Here is a 16,490-nt window from a genome sequence, read left to right as displayed (position 1 = left end):
CCGGCCGCCTTCCCCGTACACCACCCCGGCCCCTCCCCCGGGCCACGACTGTCCACGGACGGAGCACCATGACCAATCACGCGCCGACCGGCCCGACAGCGGCCCCGCCGGCCCCGCCCCACTTCCCACCGCCGGTCGCCTCCAACGCCACCCGGCACCTCTGCGCCGGGGCGTACCTGGACGAGGACTTCCAGCGCGCCAGCCTTGCCGAGGTCTACCACCAGCGGGCGCGCCTGGTCGCCCCGTCGTACGGCTTCGACCTGGTCGCCGTGCTCGGGCAGTGCCTACAGGCCCGCCGGATCGCCGTCCTGCGGGACATGGCGATCATCGGGATGCTGCTGTTCGCGACCTGCGTGTCCGTGACGGCGATGATCTTCACCATCGGGCTGCTGATCTCGCTGTATCTGCTCACCTCCACTCAGCGGGGGATCCGGGAGATCGCGCGGGAGTTGCGCCGGGGCGGCTCCGCCAACGTCGGCATCATCATCGGCCGTTCGATGGCCTTCCTGTTCCGCGTCCTCGGGGCCATGGTCGCGTTCAGCCTGCTCAGCATGCCGATAGCCCTGCTCACCGCACTGGACATGACAGGGATCTACTACGTGGACCTCCCCCTGGAGATCCTCATGACGCTGCTGGCGCTCACGTTCGCGCCGCCGTTCGTGGCGAACCTCATACACCAGCACCAGCTCGAACAGTTCGCCCCCGGCCGGACGCCGCCCGTGCCGGCCCGCTCCCGCCGGTTCGACGAGATCCGGCGGCAGGAGAGCGGCAACACCATCGTCTTCTCCGGATACCACCCGTTCGTCGGCTCCGGCATCGTGCTGAAGAACTGGGGTTTCGCCGAGCGACTGGTCCGCGCCGGCGACCCCCTGACCGGCGTGGCCGCCGAGTCGGAACGGGAGTTCTCCACCGCACCCTTCAGCGCCGTCGAGCTGGTCGCCCACCTGCGGGACGAACTCAACGCGCTGGCCTACGGGCGGGAACCCGAGGAGCAGCTCCCCGGGCTGACCGTCGCCGACCGGATCCTGCTCGCCGGCACCGAGGTCGCGCACCTCGTCCCGTACACCGATCCCGCCCACTTCCCGACGGTCATCCGCAACCCCACCGCGCCGGCCCGGCACTTCCTGGTCTGCCAGGTGGTCTCCTGGCGCGGTGAGCTGGTCGCCACGGTCTACGTGCACGTGGCGGTCCAGGGCAGGTCGCTCTACATGGAGCTCACCTCGACCGCGCTGCCGCCCTGCGACGAGCGGTACCGGGTGGTCGACCAGGTCGGCGGGACCGGCCCGGCGGCCTTCCTGCGGGCCGGGGCCCGAGGGCTGCTCGATGCGCCCGTCATCATCGGTCGTGCCCCGCTCAACCTCCTCCGGGCCGGGCTGGACGCCCTGGTGAACTCATCCTGGTTCCTGGCCGGCGGGCCACCCCGACCCGGGTACGACCGCGGGGCGCGGGTGAGCGTCCGGGAACTCGGGATGGCCGGTGACACCCGCCACCACCTCCAGACCCAGGAGATCGACAAGCACCAGCGGATCATCGAGCGCCGGGTGCTCGCCGCCACGCTCGACTTCTTGGAAAGCCGCGGGGTGGACACCAGCGAGTACCGCCAGCGGGCCACGACGCTGCTCAACGCAGGCACGGTCGTCTCCGGCGGGAGCCTCACCGTGCACGGCGATCTGAAGAGCACCCAGACGAACACCGCCCGCCCGCGGAGGGGAACGGAACGATGAACACGTACCAGGCCCACAACATCGGTCTACAGGTCACTGGCGGCACCATCTCGGTCGGTGGTGACATCCACGCCGCACAGCACAACCACCCGGCCGCCGCACGGGCGACCCTCGGGGCCGGCGGTGGTCGGGCTGACCGGCCCACCGACGTCGGGATCCTCACCGTGCTGCGGGAGGAGATGGCGGCGGTGGTCGACGTGCTGAGCCGGGCGCACGACCACCGGGTCGAGCAGGTGTACGGGGGCGCCACGGTGCACCGGGCCACCTTCGCCGCCGAGGGCGGCCCGGTCCGGGTGGTCGCCGCCCAGGCCCTCGAACCCGGCACGCACTCCGCCGCGCTCGCCTACCAGCAGCTCCGCCGACGCTTCGCGCCGCCGCTCGTCCTGCTGGTCGGCATCGCCGGTGGGGTCCACGCGGACGTGGCGGTCGGCGACGTGGTCCTCGCCGACGAGGTGATCTGGTACGACAGCCGTCGGGAGACCGGGGACGGCCCCCGCCGCCGGGGGCGGATCCAGGCGACCGCGCCGGTGCTGCGGCACCGGGTGAGCGACTTCCTGGTCCGGCACGGCAAGGTCGTCCGTCCCGAGTCGGGCGGGGAGTTCCGCATCCACCGGGGACCGGTCGGCTCGGGCAACGCGGTGGTGACCGACGCCGGATCGAACGTCCGGGCCTGGCTGGCCGAGGTGCACGAGAAGACCCTGGCCGTGGAGACCGAGGCGGGCGGGGTGGCCCAGGCGTGCTACGAGGAGATCGCCGACGACCGGGCGCTGCGCGGCTGGATGACCGTCCGGGGCATCTCGGACCGCGCCGACCGGCACAAGGGGCACACCGACCACGCGCTGGCGGCCCGGCACGCCGCACTGGTCACGGCACGGCTCCTGCCGTACCTGCGCCTGGTCGAGGACGAGCGGTGACCGGCGTCGACGCCCCGCGGCGGACCGGAGCGGCCCCGGACGCCCCCAGGAGGGCGGCCCTGCGGGGCAGGCTGACCGGCCGGGATCTGGAGGCATACCTCGTCTCCGGTGCGGCGCTGGTCGTCGGCGCGCTCAGCCTGCTCGATGTGACCAGCCCGGAGGTGGTCGCCGCCACCACCCTGGCCGTTCTCGGCGTGATCACCTTCGACCTGCTGACCGGACGTCGGCGGCTGCGGCGTGTCGAGTCCGCCCTGCGCACGCTGGCCGGCAACCTCCGCGCGGACGGGGTCGAGTCGATGGACCGGCTGATCAGCACCGCCGTGCCGGGCGCGGCGGCCGGGCTGGCCGGCGCGCGGGACATCCGGCTGGTCGGGGTGACCCTGAACCGGACGGTCCGCAGTCACCTGGACGAGCTCCGGCAGCAGTTGGCCGCCGGCGGAACGGTGCGGATCGCGCTCATCGATCCGGCCGGCCCGGCGCCCGACGAGGCGGCCCGCCGCAACGGTCTGGACGTCGAGGGCGGTCGCGAGGTCTTCGAGCACCGCATCCAGCCCACCATCGACCTGTTGGACTACCTGGCGGCGCAGACGGCCGGCGCCGGGCGACTGGAGGTCCGGCTGCTGCGCTTCGTCCCCGCCTTCGGCATGATGCTGGTCGACCCCGAGCAGCCGACCGGGCGGATCTCGGTCGACATCTACTCGCACCGACCGGACGGGCGCGAGGCGACGGTCACGCTCCGCCCCGACCGCGACCCGGTGTGGTATCGGCACTTCGCCCGGGAGTTCGACCGGATCTGGGCCAGCGGCCAGGCCCGGGAATGACCCGCTCCTCACCTGGTCGACGCCCATCCGGCGCCCGTAGGCAGGGCCGATACCCTTCCGGTGTGTCCGACCGGCCGACCGACTTCCACATCGCCATCGACCTGGCGATCCTCACGATCCGTGACGGTCAGCTGGCGGTCCTGCTCATCGAACGCGGCAAGTCACCGTTCGAGGGTCGGGCCGCGCTGCCCGGCGGCTTCGTCCGGGACGGCGAGGACCTGGACGGCACGGCGGTACGGGAACTCTCCGAGGAGACCGGGCTCGACGGCCGGGCGCTGCACCTGGAGCAGGTCCGCACGTACGCCATGCCGGGGCGGGATCCGCGCGGCGCGGTCGCCTCGGTCGCGTACCTGGCCATCGCCCCGGATCTGCCGGTGCCGGTGGCCGGCACCGACGCGGCCCGGGCCCGGTGGGAGCCGATCGACCACGAGCGGCTGGGCGACGGCTGGCTCGCCTTCGACCACGACACCATCCTGGCCGACGCGCTCGAACGGGCCCGGGCCAAGCTGGAGTACTCGCCCCTGGCCACGGCGTTCTGCGGCGAGACGTTCACCATCGGCGAGTTGCGCGCGGTCTACGAGGCCGTCTGGCAGGTGGACCTCGACCCGCGCAACTTCCACCGCAAGGTCACCGGGGTGAGCGGGTTCGTGGTGCCCACCGGGGAGCGGCGCAACCCGCCCACCGGCCGGCCGGCGGCGCTGTACCGGCGCGGCGACGCGACCATGCTCCACCCGGCGATGCTGCGCCCCGGCACCGGTCGACAGTAGACCCCCGCATCCCCACCACGGCCTCGCCGCGGCTGGCTCAGCTCGGCGGCTCGCCGTAACATGAACCTTCATGGTCCGTTCCGCACCGACAGAACCTCCGGCTCGCCGGCTCACAGACGGCACTGTCGCCTTGCGGCTTCGGCAGACTTCCGACCTTGACGCGATCGCCGCAGCAAGCCACGACTCCGAAACCCGTCGGTGGCTGGACGACGAGCCGATGAGCGGGGAGGCGCGACGCACGAGCTTGGCCCGAACCGATGAGGCATGGCGAAGCGGCAGGGGTGCCCCGTTGGTGATCGTGGACGCTGTGACCGACGAGCCCGTTGGGATCATCAACCTTCAGTTCCAAAGCGATGACGTCGCCACGGTCGCGTACAGCGTGTTCCCTGAGAACCGTGGACAGGGTGTCGCCCCAAGGGCCGTACGGCTGCTGGCGCGCTGGGCGTTGTCCGACCTTCGGGTCAAGCGGCTGGGCCTTGAGGCGGACGACGAAAACAGCGCATCGATCAGGGTGGCGGAGAAGTGTCACTTCCAGTACGTCGGCACCCGCATCGAGACGCTGGAGGATGGTGAGCAGAAGACCAAGGTCATCTTCGCCCTTGAGGGCTCAATTCCGCCGTTGGATGACTAGTGCTCGCCTTTGAACGTTGGTTGGGTAACCCCTCAGGAGGCGCCGTCGGCGCGCAGCGGGAGAACCTTCGGCCGGGCGGTGTTCAGCAGTGACCCGAGCACCGCGCCGATCTTGTCGGCCGGCATCGGCTTGAAGAAGTGGTACCCCTGGGCCGCCGTGCAGCCCAGCTCGGCCAGCGCCAGCCGCTGCTCGGCGGTCTCCACGCCCTCGGCGACCACCCGCAGGCCGAGCTCGTGGGCGAGCCCGACGGTCGCCCGGACGATCGCCGCCGCCTCCGGCGAGTCAGCCATCCGGATCACGAAAGACCGGTCGACCTTCAGCTCGTCCACGGCGATCCGGGTCACGAACGCCAGCGACGAGAACCCGGTGCCGAAGTCGTCCACCGCGAGCTGCACGCCCATCGACCGGAGCGTGGCGAGCACCTCGTCGATGATCTCCAGCTCGCTCATCACCACGGTCTCGGTGATCTCCAGCACCAGCCGGCGCGGCGGGACCTGGTGTCGGCGCAGCGCCTCGCCGATCTCCGCCGGCAGCCGGGGGTCGAGCAGGCTGCGGGCCGACAGGTTGACCGAGATCGGCACGTCCAGACCCGCGCGGGCCCAGTCGGCGGCCACCCCGAGCGCCTTGTCCAGCACGTACCGGGTGAACGTGCCGAGCTGCTCGCTGTTCTCCACCGGGCGGATGAAGTCGGTCGGGCCGAGCCACCCACGGCGGGGGTGCCGCCAGCGGATCAGCGCCTCCACCCCGGTCGGCGCGCCGGTGGCCAGGTCCACCGCCGGCTGGAGGGCCAGCACGAGCTGGTCGTCGGTGGCCAGCGCCTCCCGCAGCTCCGCGAGCAGCGCGAGCTGGTCGGTGCTCGCGGCGTCCCGGGAGCTGTCGTACGCGGCGACGCTGCCGCCGCCCTCCTTGGCCTGGTACATCGCGATGTCGGCCCGGCGCAGCAGCTCGGTCATGTCGGCGGTGCCCGCGTCGGCGACCACCACCCCGACGGAGACCTCGACGGACATCCGCACCCCGGCCACCTCGGTGGGGGCGGCCAACCGCTCGGCGATCTCCCTGGCCTGGCGCAGCGCGTACGCCATCGGGGCGGTCCGGCCGCCGAGCACCGGGACGTTGGTCAGCAGCATGGCGAACTCGTCGCCGCCGAGCCGGCCCAGCAGGTCGCCCGAGCGGGTCAGCGCGCCGAGCCGGTTGGCGCTCAGCCGCAGCAGCTGGTCGCCGGCGGCGTGCCCGAGGGTGTCGTTGACCTCTTTGAACTGGTCGATGTCGAGCAGCAGCAACGCCACCGGGTGGTCGTGGGCGCGCTGCCGCAGCGCCTGGTCGCCCTTGCCGAGCATGGCGGCCCGGTTGAGCAGCCCGGTGAGCGGGTCGTGCACCGCCTCGTACGACGATCGGGCGGTGACCAGCCGCAGCTCCCGGTGGGTGGCGGCGTCGTGCAGGGCGGCGGCGAGGGCGTCGGAGAATGCGGCGACGGCGTCCTGCTCGCGGGCGCTGGGCGGCGCGGTACGGGGGAAGCGGACCCGCAGCTCGCCGACCCGGGTGGCACCGACGGTCAGCGACCGGACCAGCTCATGCGCGTCGGGGCCGGATCGGGCGGGCGGGCCGATCTCCCGGTCGACCACCTGGCCGCCGGTTTCGCCCCGGTAGCGCCGCCACCGGCCGTCGCCACGGGCCACGTCCACGTCGACCAGCTCGGCACCGAAGAGGGTCAGCGCGCCGGTCACCGCGGCGGTGGCGACGCCCCGCTCGTCGAGCTGGTTGAGCGCGGCGGTGGCCTCGGCGAAGGCCCGCCAGCTGCGCCGCTCCTGGTCGGCGCCGAGCCGGTGCCGGTAGGTCTGCTGGAGCAGCCAGAGTACGGGCGGGAGCAGCAGCAGCCAGCGGGCGTCGATCTCCAGCAGCGCCACCACGCCCAGGCCGACGGCCACGTTCCCGACGAACATCAGCAGCTTGCCGCGCAGCGCGGCGAGCAACGGCGGGCCCAGCGGCACGCCGTGCCGCAGCGCCACGGTGACCCCGCCCAGCCAGGCGCTGACGAGCAGGTACGTCATCGAGCCGGCCACCAGGGCCGGCGCCAGCTCCGGCGTGGGGGCCGCCAGCAGGGGCGTGCCGATGGCGGTGGCGACGGTGACGGCGAGGGCGGTCGCGGCGGTCAGCGAGGTCGCGATACGGACGGTCTCCAGCGGCGGCCGGCGGTCGGCGGCCAGGGACAGCCCCGTCCAGGCCGCCCCCGCGCCGAGCAGCGTGGCGGCCGGGAGCCAGCCGGCGGGCACGAGGTAGAGGCAGACGATGAGCGCGGCCTCACCCCAGGTGATGCTGACCATCCCGGAGCCGGCACGGAACCGCAGCCGGGCGAGCTGGGCCACGGCGAACGCCGCGACGCCGATGCCGAACCGGGCGGGCCCCGGGAGCGGGTCGTCGGCCGGCAGGCCCGTCGGAAGGGTGAGGCCGACCACCGCTGCCGCCAGGGCGGTCAGGGCAACGGCGGCCGTCAGCAGCAGGACCCGGCCCGGGGTGCCGCGCAGGCCGAGCCGGTCGAGCCGACCGCCGGCCCTGCCGGAGGTCACCGACCTCTCCCGTCCGCAGGTCGTCGCACGGCACGGCGGGCAGCCGTCGCTGACCCGGTCATCGGTGCCCCCTCCCGCGCGCGCTCGGGGACTTTTGGTCCCCCGGCGGAAGGCTAAGCCAAAGCCGGTGGCCGCAACAGGGGGCGACAGCCGGGTTCGGCGTGAATCACGCGCGGATCACACGTTTCAGCCCTGCTGGGGCCGCTTGGGAGCGTTCGGGCGTGACTCCTGCCCCACAGTCCCGTCTGTCGGATCGACGACTCCCGCTTCGACCCGGCCCGCTTCGACGCCGTCCGGCCCCGGGAACCGGTCGGGCAGCCGGCGCAGCCGGGCGTTCATGTTGCGGATCAGCAGCACGGTGGCGGCGGCCAGCACCAGGATGAGGAAGAGGCCCATCGGACCGGCGAGGCCACCCGTGCGGGTGTCACCGAAGTTGTTCTCCGCGAGCACCTGAGCAGCGGTCAGCATGACGTTCCTCCGTTGTGCGGCTGGTGACCAGGGTAACCCGCCGCCGGATCAGCGGGCATGAGCCGTCTCGCGCACCCCGGCGAAGAGGTCCGACTCGGGCAGCGGGCTGTCGACCACCGAGCGGGCGAGCTGGAAGTCCTCCGTCGGCCAGGCGCGCTGCTGGAGCTCCATCGGCACCTGGAACCAGAAGCCGTCCGGGTCGATCTGGGTGGCGTGGGCCCGCAGCGCGTCGTCGCGGACCGGGAAGTACTCCGCACACTCGACCCGGGTGGTGATCCGGGGGCCCTTGTCGGGGCGGTCATCCCACCGCTTGAGCCACTCCTCGTACGGCGAGGGGATGCCCGCGGCGAGGATGCCCTCGTGCAGCGCCAGGATCTTGCCCTTGGAGAACCCCACGTCGTAGTAGAGCTTGAGCGGCTGCCAGGGCTCACCGAGCTCCGGGTGGCGCGCCGGGTCGCCGGCGGCCTCGAAGGCGGCGACGGTCACCTTGTGGGTCATGACGTGGTCGGGGTGCGGGTAGCCACCCTCCTCGTCGTACGTGGTGACCACGTGCGGGCGGAACTGGCGCATCAGCCGCACCAGCGGGCCGGCGGCGACCTCGACGTCCTGGAGGGCGAAACACCCCTCGGGCAGCGGCGGCAGCGGGTCGCCCTCGGGCAGCCCCGAGTCGACGAAGCCGAGCCACGCCTGATCGACGCCGAGGACCGCGCGGGCCGCGTCCATCTCGGCGCGGCGAATCTCGCCGATGTTGGCCCAGACGTCCGGCCGGTCCATTTTCGGGTTGAGCACGCTGCCGCGCTCGCCGCCGGTGCACGTCACGACCAGGACGTCCACCCCCTCGGCCACGTACTTCGCCATGGTCGCGGCACCCTTGCTCGACTCGTCGTCGGGGTGCGCATGGACGGCCATGAGACGCAGCTGCTCTGCCACTTGCGGCGCTCCTCGTTCGTGCCCACCGGCGCTGACCTGTCGACGGCACGGGCCGACCTGTCATCCTTGACTCGTCATCGCTCGACTCATCATCGGTGACTCAGCACTCGTCCGGTGAGTCAGCGCCGGGCTGGGAAGATGGACTCTGCCATTCTTGCCGATGCCGCCGACAACAACGCCAGGAGATACCCGCCGGTGACCGAGACGCACGCCACAATCACCTCCGGCGCGCCGGTGTTCCCACCGGGCCGCTACGGCCGCCGCCGCCAGCCCGCGCGCCACCGCCCGGCGCTGGTCGCCCTGCTCGTCGTCGCCCTGGCGGCGGCGCTCGGCGTGGCCGCGTTCAGCGAGTACGGCAAGTACGGCGACCCCGACTACGACGCCCAGGTGATCACCTACACCGACATCACCGACTCCCAGGTGGTGGTCGACTTCCGGGTGACCGTTCCGGCGGGCGGCTCGGCGACCTGCGCGCTGCGGGCCCGCTCGCACGACGGCGCCGAGGTGGCCCGCGAGGAGGTGACCGTGACCGCCCCCGCCGGCGCGTCGCTGGTGACCGCCCGGCACCGGCTGACCACCAGCGCCCGGCCCTTCATCGGCGAGGTGGTGCGCTGCCGACCGGCCGGCTGAACTGCCGGGACACCTCGCGCCACGCATACTGCGGGTCCCGTCGTCGGCACCCGCGGTGATCGTCGGCACCCCGACGGGCGGCGCACTGGTAACTTGGTAGCTCACCTGTCAGCCAGTCCGCACAACCGAGGAGACCGCCTGTGTCCAACACTGACAACGAGGCGCCCGCCACCTGGCTGTCCCAGGACGCGCACGACCGCCTCCAGGGCGAGCTCGACGAGCTGATCGCCAACCGGACGGTCATCGCCGCCGAGATCAACGCCCGGCGCGAGGAGGGCGACCTGCGGGAGAACGGCGGCTACCACGCCGCCCGCGAGGAGCAGGGCAAGGCGGAGGGACGGATCCTCTACCTGAAGGAGCTGCTGCGCACCGCCAAGGTGGGCGAGGCGCCGACCGCCGACTCGGTGGCCCCCGGCATGGTCGTCACGATCTACTTCGACGACGACACCGCCGACACCGAGACTTTCCTGCTCGGGTCGCGGGAGATCTCGGCGACGACCGAGCTGACCGTCTACAGCCCGGAGTCGGCGCTGGGCAAGTCGATCCTCGGCACGCGACCCGGGCAGACCGTCACCTACACCGCCCCCAGCGGCGCGGACATCAAGGTGACCGTCGTCAAGTTCGAGCCGTTCTCGGGCTGAGTTACCCCCGACGGTGATCCCCGGGGCCGGCGCGCCGGCCCCGGGGGCCACGGGTCAGGACTCGGCGGCGAAGACCACCTGGTAGCCGCTGGCCCGCAGGGCGCTGATCAGCGTGTCGGAGTGCTCGACGCCCCGGGTCTCCACCGACAGCGCCACCTCCACCTCGCCGAGTCCCAGGTGCGGGTTGGCCCGCTGGTGCTCCACGTCGACGACGTTCGCCCGGTGCTCGGCGATCTCGCTGAGCAGCGAGGCGAGCTGCCCCGGCCGGTCCGAGCAGCGGACGGTGACGCGCAGGTACCGGCCGGCCGCCGCCAGTCCGTGCTCGATCACCCGCAGCAGCAGCAGCGGGTCGATGTTGCCGCCGGAGAGCACCGCCACCACCGGCGTCTCGACCTGCACCACGCCGGCCAGCAGGGCCGCCACGCCCACCGCGCCGGCCGGCTCCACCACCTGCTTGCCCCGCTCCAGCAGCATCAGCAACGCCCGGGAGATGTCCTCCTCGGAGACGGTGACGATCTCGTCGACGAGCTCACGGACGTGGCTGAAGGTGATCTCCCCCGGGCGGCCCACCGCGATGCCGTCGGCGATCGTGCTGAACGCGGGCAGGCGTACCGGCTCGCCGGCAACCAGCGAGGGCGGGTACGCCGCCGCCCCGGCCGCCTGCACGCCGATCAGCCGCACGTCCGGCCGCAGCGCCTTGGCCGCGACCGCCATCCCGGAGATCAGGCCGCCCCCGCCGACCCCGGTGATGATCGTCCTCACGTCCGGGCACTGTTCGAGGATCTCCAGCGCCACGGTGCCCTGCCCGGCGATCACGTCCCGGTGGTCGAACGGGTGGATGAGGACCGCCCCGGTCCGCTCGGCGAAGGCCTGCGCCGCGACCAGCGACTCGTCGACCGTGTGCCCGACCAACTCGATCTGGGCGCCGTACCCCTTGGTGGCGGCGACCTTCGGCAGCGGCGCGTTCACCGGCATGAAGACGGTGGCGTGCGTGCCGACCAGCCCGGCGGCCAGGGCCACCCCCTGCGCGTGGTTGCCGGCGCTGGCGGCCACCACGCCCCGGTCGCGCTCCGCCGCGGACAGCCGGGAGATCCGCACGTACGCCCCGCGCACCTTGTACGACCCGGCGCGCTGCACGTTCTCACACTTGAGCCACACCGGCCCGCCGAGCGCCACGCTCAGCGGGCGGGAGGGCTCCAGCGGGGTGGTGCGGGTGATGCCCGCGAGCAGTTCCCGCGCGGCACGCACGTCGGCGAGACCGACCAGTTCCGTCATGCCCCGATCGTGCCACCCGCCGCCCCGGCGGCCGGCGGCGACACCGCGCTCAACGCGCCCGCTACCTGCGGCGACGGGCCCGTGACGGGCGGCTCCGGGGACACCGCGACCGGGGAGGCTGCGGACACCGACGGCACCGCCCCGGCAACCGGCGCAACGGCGGGCGCCACCGACGGCGACACCCCGGCAGGCGGGGCTGCGGCGGCTGGCGGGGTCTCGGCGGCCGGCGAGGCGGCGGGCTGCGGGGCAGGAGCTCCCGGCCAGCCGTACGGGACGGGGGCGCCCGGCCAGCCGGGCGGGGCCGGCCAGGCGGGGACGGCGAGCGCGATCCGGGCCTGCTGGGCGGCGGTGATCCGGCGGACCAGCACGATCAGCGACGCCGCGGTGGTCAGGCAGGCGGCCAGCGGGACCAGGTTGCGGACCAGTGCGTCCTGGTAGAAGCCGACATAAGCCTGGTAGCCGATGTCGTTGAACGGGTGCTCGGGCAGCCGCTCGTACTCCCGGCTGTCGTTCCAGCTGGCAATCCGCTCGCCGAGGCTGAACACCAGCCAGGCGGCCCACCACACGCCCACCAGGACCGGGGTGCGGGCCCGCCACAGGCTGTCCCGGGCGATGCCCGCCACCACCCGCACCGGCACCACGAAGTTCGCCAGCGGCACCAGCCACCCGGCGATAGCCCAGCCCGGGCCGAGCTGCGGCAGCGCGCCGGGGAACGCGTCCAGGTTCTTTCGGGACCGCCAGGTCCAGATGATCATCAGCACGGCGGCGGTCAGGTAGGCCGCACCGAACGGCAGGATGAACAGCACCTCGAGGAGCACGGCGCCGAGCAGCACGTCGGTGTCCTGCGCCTCGGCGGCGCGGCGGGCCAGCACCGCGCCGACCGCCGGGTAGAACGCCACCAGGGTGTAGAGAACCGCCGTGGCGGCGACGGCGGCCACCACCGCCCGCCCGAGCCCGCCCACCGGGTACGTCGGCACCCCGGGCGCCACGGGCGGCTGCCCGAGCGGGGTACGGCAGGTGGAGCATTCGTTGAGGGCCGGGGATGTCCCGTCCCCGCAGGTCTGGCACCGCATATGGTCCGTCCGGGTGTGTGCGTCGGTCAGGGAGCGCACACGCTAGACGATCAAGCGGTGGCCGGTGACCCCGTCCCGACCCGGGGGTAGCCGGGGGCGTGCCGGGTCCAGGGCGCCTGGAGCTCGAACTGGCCGGCGACGCCGAGCAGCAGCAGCTCCGAGCCGGGCGGGCCGACGAGCTGCACCGCCACCGGCAGCCCGTCGGGGCGGCGGCCCACCGGCACCACGATCGCGGGTAACCCGGCGATGTTCCACGGGGCGGCGTACGGGGCGTACCGGATGCTGGCCTTCATGTTCGCGCTCCAGGACCGGCCGGACCAGCCGGTGGCCTGCGGCGGCGGGCCGGCCAGCGCCGGGGTGAGCAGCAGGTCGACCGAGTGGTCGGCGAAGAAGCCGATCGAGCGCTCGCGCCAGGCGGTCCGGTCGGCCTCCCGGACGTACCCCCGGCGGTGCGCCCACTCCCCCAGCGCGACGTGCCGGCGGCTGCGCCGCTGGAGGTCGCGCCGGTCGAGGCCGGCGGCCCGCACGTCGGCGGCTGCCGCCGCGAACCAGGTGGCGATGCCCTGGAGACCGAGCCGGGTCGGGTAGACCGGGTCGGCGGGGACGGTGTCGTGGCCGGCGGCGGCGAGCAGCCGGCCGGCGGCGGTGACCGCGTCCCGGTTGGGCGCGTCCGGCGAGATGCCGCGCACCGGGGAGCGCAGCGAGACGCCGACCCGCAGCCGATGCGGCGGGACCAGCTTCTCCTGCGGCCGGCCGGCGAGCACCTGGAAGCCGACGGCCGCGTCGGCGACCGTGGAGGTCAGCATGCCGTGCTCGGTCAGGCCGAACCAGTCGTCCGCGCCGAGCTGGCAGGGCACCACGCCCCGGCCGGGCTTCAGCCCGACCAGGCCGCAGCAGGCCGCCGGGATGCGGATCGAGCCGAGGCCGTCGTTGCCGTGCGCCATGGGCACCAGCCCGGCGGCGACCGCGGCGGCGGCCCCGCCGGAGGAGCCACCCGGGGTGCGCCCGGAGTCCCACGGGTTGCGGGTGACCGCGCTGCCGTCGTCGGTGAGCGCCCAGAGGCCGAGCTCCGGCATCCGGGTCACCCCGAGGATCACCGCGCCCGCGCCGCGCAGCCGCCGGACCACCTCGTGGTCGGCCTCCGCCACCGCGCTGCGCACGGCGGCCGAGCCGTTCCAGGTGGGCAGGCCCGCGACCGGGGTGTTCTCCTTGACCGCGACCGGCACCCCGGCCAGCGGCAGGTTCGCCAGTTCCTCCTGCTCGTCGACCTTCTCCGCCTCGGTGATCGCCTCCCCGCCGCGTACCGTGCGGAACGCGGCGAGGTCGGCGTCGACCCGGGCGATGTGGTCGAGGTGGTCGGCCACGACCTGGGTGGCGGAGACGTCACCCCGCCGTACGCCGCGGGCGATCTGCTTCGCGGTCGCACCCACCCAGGTCGGCATGATGTCCTGCACGGCCACCCTCCCCAGCCAGCGGTCAGCCCAGCGCCTGCTCCAAGTCGGCGAGCAGGTCGTCGACCGTCTCGATGCCGACAGACAGTCGCACGAGATCGCCAGGAACTTCAAGCGGCGAGCCGGCAGCACTTGCGTGTGTCATCCGGCCCGGGTGCTCGATCAGGGATTCCACCCCGCCGAGAGACTCGGCGAGCACGAACAACTTTGCCTGGTTGCAGATCTCCACGGCGTGCTCCTCACCGCCGGCGGCCCGGAAGGAGATCATGCCGCCGAACCGGCGCATCTGCTTGGCGGCCACCTCGTGCCCGGGATGCGACGGCAGGCCCGGGTAGATGACCTGACCGACCTTGGCGTGCCCGTCCAGGTACGCGGCGATCCGCTCGGCGTTGTCGCAGTGCCGGTCCATCCGGACGCCCAGGGTCTTGATGCCGCGCAGGGTCAGCCAGGCGTCGAACGGGCCGTTGACCGCGCCCATCGCGTTCTGGTGGAAACGCAGTTCCTCGCCCAGGCCGCGATCGGCCGCCACCAGCGCGCCGCCGACGACGTCCGAGTGCCCGCCCACGTACTTGGTGGTGGAGTGCACCACCACGTCCGCGCCGAGCGCGATCGGCTGCTGCAGGTACGGCGACGCGAAGGTGTTGTCCACCACCAGCAGCGCCCCGGCGTCGTGGGCGACGGCGGCCAGCGCGGCGATGTCGGCGATGCCGAGCAGCGGGTTGGTCGGCGTCTCCACCCAGACGATCCGCGTCACGCCGGGCCGGATCGCGGCCCGCACGGCGTCGACGTCGGAGACCTTCGCCGGGGTGTACGCCAGCCCCCACCGCTCGGCCACCTTCGCGAACAGCCGGTACGTGCCGCCGTACGCGTCGTCCGGGATCACCACGTGGTCGCCCGGCTTGCAGGCGGCGCGCAGCAGGGTGTCCTCGGCGGCCAGGCCGCTGGCGAAGGCGAGCCCGACGGGGCCGCCCTCCAGCGCGGCGAGGCACTCCTGGAGCGCGTCCCGGGTGGGGTTGCCGGAGCGGCTGTACTCGTAGCCCTGCCGGGGCGCGCCGACGGCGTCCTGGGCGTAGGTGCTGGTCTGATAGATCGGTGGGATCACCGCGCCGGTGCGGGCCTCGGGGTCCTGTCCGGCGTGGATGGCGAGCGTGTCGAAGCCGTGACTCATGCCCGAGACGTTAGTCGGTGGGGCGGCGGGGACCCCGGTCAACGCCTCCAGCAGAGAGAGACCTCCGCACGACCGGCGCGACGTCGGCCTTTGCCAGTGGGGTTAGCCTGGCCGGATGGGCGGGTGCGTGTTCTGCGGGATCGTGGCGGGCGACGTGCCGGCGTTCCGGGTGGTCGACGCCCCGGACGGGGTCGCCTTCCTCGACACCCGGCCGGTGTTCCCGGGGCACCTGCTGGTGGTGCCGCGCACCCACCTGGTCACCCTGGCCGACCTGCCGGCGGACGCGCTGGCCGGCTACTTCGGGCTGGTTCAGCGGCTCGCCGTGGCGGTGGAGTCCGGTCTGGGGGCCGGCGGCACGTTCGTGGCGTTGAACAACCGGGTGTCCCAGTCCGTGCCGCACCTGCACACCCACGTCGTGCCGAGGACGAAGGGCGACGGCCTGCGCGGCTTCTTCTGGCCCCGCACGCGTTACGCCGATGACGCCGAAGCCGAGTCCTACGCCGCCCGCATCACGGCAGCCCTCTGACTCGATCCCTCGGCCGCCCTACGAAACCCTCCCAGCCCTCGACGCCCGGTACCCGCCCCCAGGCCCGAAGCCCGCCCTGACGCCGGTGGCGGCCCCGGCGGTGTTGCACGCCTCGCCTCCGCTGCGACGCGGGATCGACTGGGTGCGGGTGAAGTGGGTAAGGAAGGCGGCCCCGGCGGTGTTGCACGCGGGGAGAGGTACGAGAGGAGTTCCATCGTGTTCCTTCGCCGCATGAAGGCCGAACTGCCCACCCCCGACCAGGCCCTGCCCGGCCGCCCGATCGCGATGCCGATCGGCGACCGGCACGAGGTCCTCGGGTCGTCGCTGAAGGGGCCGTTCCCGGAGGGCGCACGGGTCGCCGTCTTCGGCATGGGCTGTTTCTGGGGCGCCGAGCGCCTGTTCTGGGTCCTGCCGGGCGTGCTCACAACCTCCGTCGGCTACGCGGGCGGCATCACGCAGAACCCGACGTACGAGGAGGTGTGCTCGGGCCGCACCGGGCACGCCGAGGTGGTCCAGGTGGTCTACGACCCCGCGAGGATCAGCTACGAGGACCTGCTCAAGGTCTTCTGGGAGAACCACGACCCGACCCAGGGCATGCGCCAGGGCAACGACGTGGGCACCCAGTACCGGTCGGCGATCTACGTCACCGGCGACGACCAGCTCGCCACCGCCCAGGCGTCCCGGGACGCGTTCGCGCCGATCGTGGCGCGGGCCGGCAAGGGCGAGATCACCACGGAGATCGACCGGCTCGGCGACTACTACTTCGCCGAGGACCACCATCAGCAGTATTTGGCGCCGACCAAGAACCCGAACGGCTACTGCAACCACGGGCCGAACGGGCTGAGCTGCCCGGTCGGCGTGGCCCGCACCGCCTGACCGGCGGCTGACGCCGGCCGGCGGTTCCGGC

At 73.4% G+C, this 16,490-nt stretch carries 16 protein-coding genes; 9 read left to right on the top strand and 7 right to left on the bottom strand.

The window, feature by feature from the left end:
• Nucleotides 1-68: 68 nt before the first annotated feature.
• The 5 genes from ABT023_RS02680 (at nt 69) to ABT023_RS02660 (ending at nt 4,857) form a co-directional block, all read left to right on the top strand.
• On the top strand, nt 69-1,724 hold the full coding sequence (locus tag ABT023_RS02680; RefSeq protein WP_350880938.1) for an AbeC-like domain-containing protein: 1,656 nt from the start codon (nt 69-71) through the stop codon (nt 1,722-1,724).
• On the top strand, nt 1,721-2,638 hold the full coding sequence (locus ABT023_RS02675) for a 5'-methylthioadenosine/S-adenosylhomocysteine nucleosidase family protein (protein ID WP_350880936.1): 918 nt from the start codon (nt 1,721-1,723) through the stop codon (nt 2,636-2,638). Before ABT023_RS02680 ends, ABT023_RS02675 begins: the two co-directional genes overlap by 4 nt.
• Complete coding sequence (locus tag ABT023_RS02670) at nt 2,635-3,459, top strand: DUF5919 domain-containing protein (RefSeq protein ID WP_350880934.1); 825 nt, start codon at nt 2,635-2,637, stop codon at nt 3,457-3,459. Before ABT023_RS02675 ends, ABT023_RS02670 begins: the two co-directional genes overlap by 4 nt.
• 62 nt (nt 3,460-3,521) lie before the next feature.
• On the top strand, nt 3,522-4,226 hold the full coding sequence (locus tag ABT023_RS02665) for an NUDIX domain-containing protein (protein WP_350880932.1): 705 nt from the start codon (nt 3,522-3,524) through the stop codon (nt 4,224-4,226).
• Between the two features lie 70 nt (nt 4,227-4,296).
• Nucleotides 4,297-4,857 carry a GNAT family N-acetyltransferase gene (locus ABT023_RS02660; protein WP_350880930.1) on the top strand — a complete coding sequence of 187 codons (561 nt, stop codon included), beginning with the start codon at nt 4,297-4,299 and terminating at the stop codon, nt 4,855-4,857.
• Between the two features lie 32 nt (nt 4,858-4,889).
• Here ABT023_RS02660 and ABT023_RS02655 read toward each other — a convergent pair whose 3' ends face one another.
• The 3 genes from ABT023_RS02655 to mca form a co-directional block, all read right to left on the bottom strand.
• Nucleotides 4,890-7,379 (bottom strand): putative bifunctional diguanylate cyclase/phosphodiesterase, encoded by a 2,490-nt coding sequence (locus tag ABT023_RS02655; RefSeq protein ID WP_350881137.1) that lies wholly within the window; start codon nt 7,377-7,379, stop codon nt 4,890-4,892.
• Between the two features lie 228 nt (nt 7,380-7,607).
• On the bottom strand, nt 7,608-7,889 hold the full coding sequence (locus ABT023_RS02650) for a hypothetical protein (RefSeq protein ID WP_350880928.1): 282 nt from the start codon (nt 7,887-7,889) through the stop codon (nt 7,608-7,610).
• 48 nt (nt 7,890-7,937) lie between these two features.
• Nucleotides 7,938-8,819, bottom strand: coding sequence for a mycothiol conjugate amidase Mca (mca, locus tag ABT023_RS02645; RefSeq protein ID WP_350880926.1), 882 nt, complete (start codon nt 8,817-8,819; stop codon nt 7,938-7,940).
• 195 nt (nt 8,820-9,014) lie between these two features.
• Between mca and ABT023_RS02640 the strand changes: the two genes are divergently transcribed.
• Entirely contained in the window at nt 9,015-9,449 is a 435-nt protein-coding gene (locus ABT023_RS02640; RefSeq protein WP_350881135.1) for a DUF4307 domain-containing protein, read from the top strand.
• A 140-nt stretch (nt 9,450-9,589) separates the two neighbouring features.
• Entirely contained in the window at nt 9,590-10,090 is a 501-nt protein-coding gene (greA, locus tag ABT023_RS02635) for a transcription elongation factor GreA (protein WP_350880924.1), read from the top strand.
• 54 nt (nt 10,091-10,144) lie between these two features.
• Here greA and ilvA read toward each other — a convergent pair whose 3' ends face one another.
• From ilvA to ABT023_RS02615, 4 genes are all read right to left on the bottom strand, one after another.
• A complete protein-coding gene (ilvA, locus tag ABT023_RS02630; protein ID WP_350880922.1) occupies nt 10,145-11,365 on the bottom strand; it encodes a threonine ammonia-lyase in 1,221 nt (406 codons plus the stop codon).
• Nucleotides 11,362-12,354 carry a DUF4328 domain-containing protein gene (locus ABT023_RS02625; protein ID WP_350880920.1) on the bottom strand — a complete coding sequence of 331 codons (993 nt, stop codon included), beginning with the start codon at nt 12,352-12,354 and terminating at the stop codon, nt 11,362-11,364. The genes ilvA and ABT023_RS02625 overlap by 4 nt, the downstream gene beginning before the upstream one ends.
• A 134-nt stretch (nt 12,355-12,488) precedes the next feature.
• A complete protein-coding gene (locus ABT023_RS02620; RefSeq protein WP_350880918.1) occupies nt 12,489-13,898 on the bottom strand; it encodes an amidase in 1,410 nt (469 codons plus the stop codon).
• A gap of 16 nt (nt 13,899-13,914) precedes the next feature.
• Nucleotides 13,915-15,057, bottom strand: coding sequence for a cystathionine gamma-synthase (locus ABT023_RS02615; protein WP_350880916.1), 1,143 nt, complete (start codon nt 15,055-15,057; stop codon nt 13,915-13,917).
• Between the two features lie 115 nt (nt 15,058-15,172).
• Between ABT023_RS02615 and ABT023_RS02610 the strand changes: the two genes are divergently transcribed.
• Both ABT023_RS02610 and msrA read left to right on the top strand, forming a co-directional pair.
• Nucleotides 15,173-15,583, top strand: coding sequence for an HIT family protein (locus ABT023_RS02610; RefSeq protein ID WP_350880915.1), 411 nt, complete (start codon nt 15,173-15,175; stop codon nt 15,581-15,583).
• 216 nt (nt 15,584-15,799) lie between these two features.
• Nucleotides 15,800-16,459: a peptide-methionine (S)-S-oxide reductase MsrA gene (gene msrA / locus ABT023_RS02605; RefSeq protein WP_350880913.1), complete on the top strand. Its 660-nt coding sequence runs from the start codon at nt 15,800-15,802 to the stop codon at nt 16,457-16,459.
• The last annotated feature ends 31 nt before the right edge of the window (nt 16,460-16,490 follow it).

Source organism: Micromonospora sp. NPDC002296 (assembly GCF_040296145.1).
In the GTDB taxonomy this organism is placed as follows: Bacteria; Actinomycetota; Actinomycetes; order Mycobacteriales; family Micromonosporaceae; genus Micromonospora.
This window is presented reverse-complemented; position numbering and strand designations above follow the sequence as displayed.

Bases quoted from the DNA above. Each gene is read 5' to 3' on its own strand.
- ABT023_RS02660 (WP_350880930.1), top strand. From the start codon at position 4,297: ATGGTCCGTTCCGCACCGACAGAACCTCCGGCTCGCCGGCTCACAGAC.
- ABT023_RS02610 (WP_350880915.1), top strand. From the start codon at position 15,173: ATGGGCGGGTGCGTGTTCTGCGGGATCGTGGCGGGCGACGTGCCGGCG.
- ABT023_RS02680 (WP_350880938.1), top strand. From the start codon at position 69: ATGACCAATCACGCGCCGACCGGCCCGACAGCGGCCCCGCCGGCCCCG.
- ABT023_RS02675 (WP_350880936.1), top strand. From the start codon at position 1,721: ATGAACACGTACCAGGCCCACAACATCGGTCTACAGGTCACTGGCGGC.
- ABT023_RS02615 (WP_350880916.1), bottom strand. From the start codon at position 15,057: ATGAGTCACGGCTTCGACACGCTCGCCATCCACGCCGGACAGGACCCC.
- ilvA (WP_350880922.1), bottom strand. From the start codon at position 11,365: ATGACGGAACTGGTCGGTCTCGCCGACGTGCGTGCCGCGCGGGAACTG.
- ABT023_RS02650 (WP_350880928.1), bottom strand. From the start codon at position 7,889: ATGCTGACCGCTGCTCAGGTGCTCGCGGAGAACAACTTCGGTGACACC.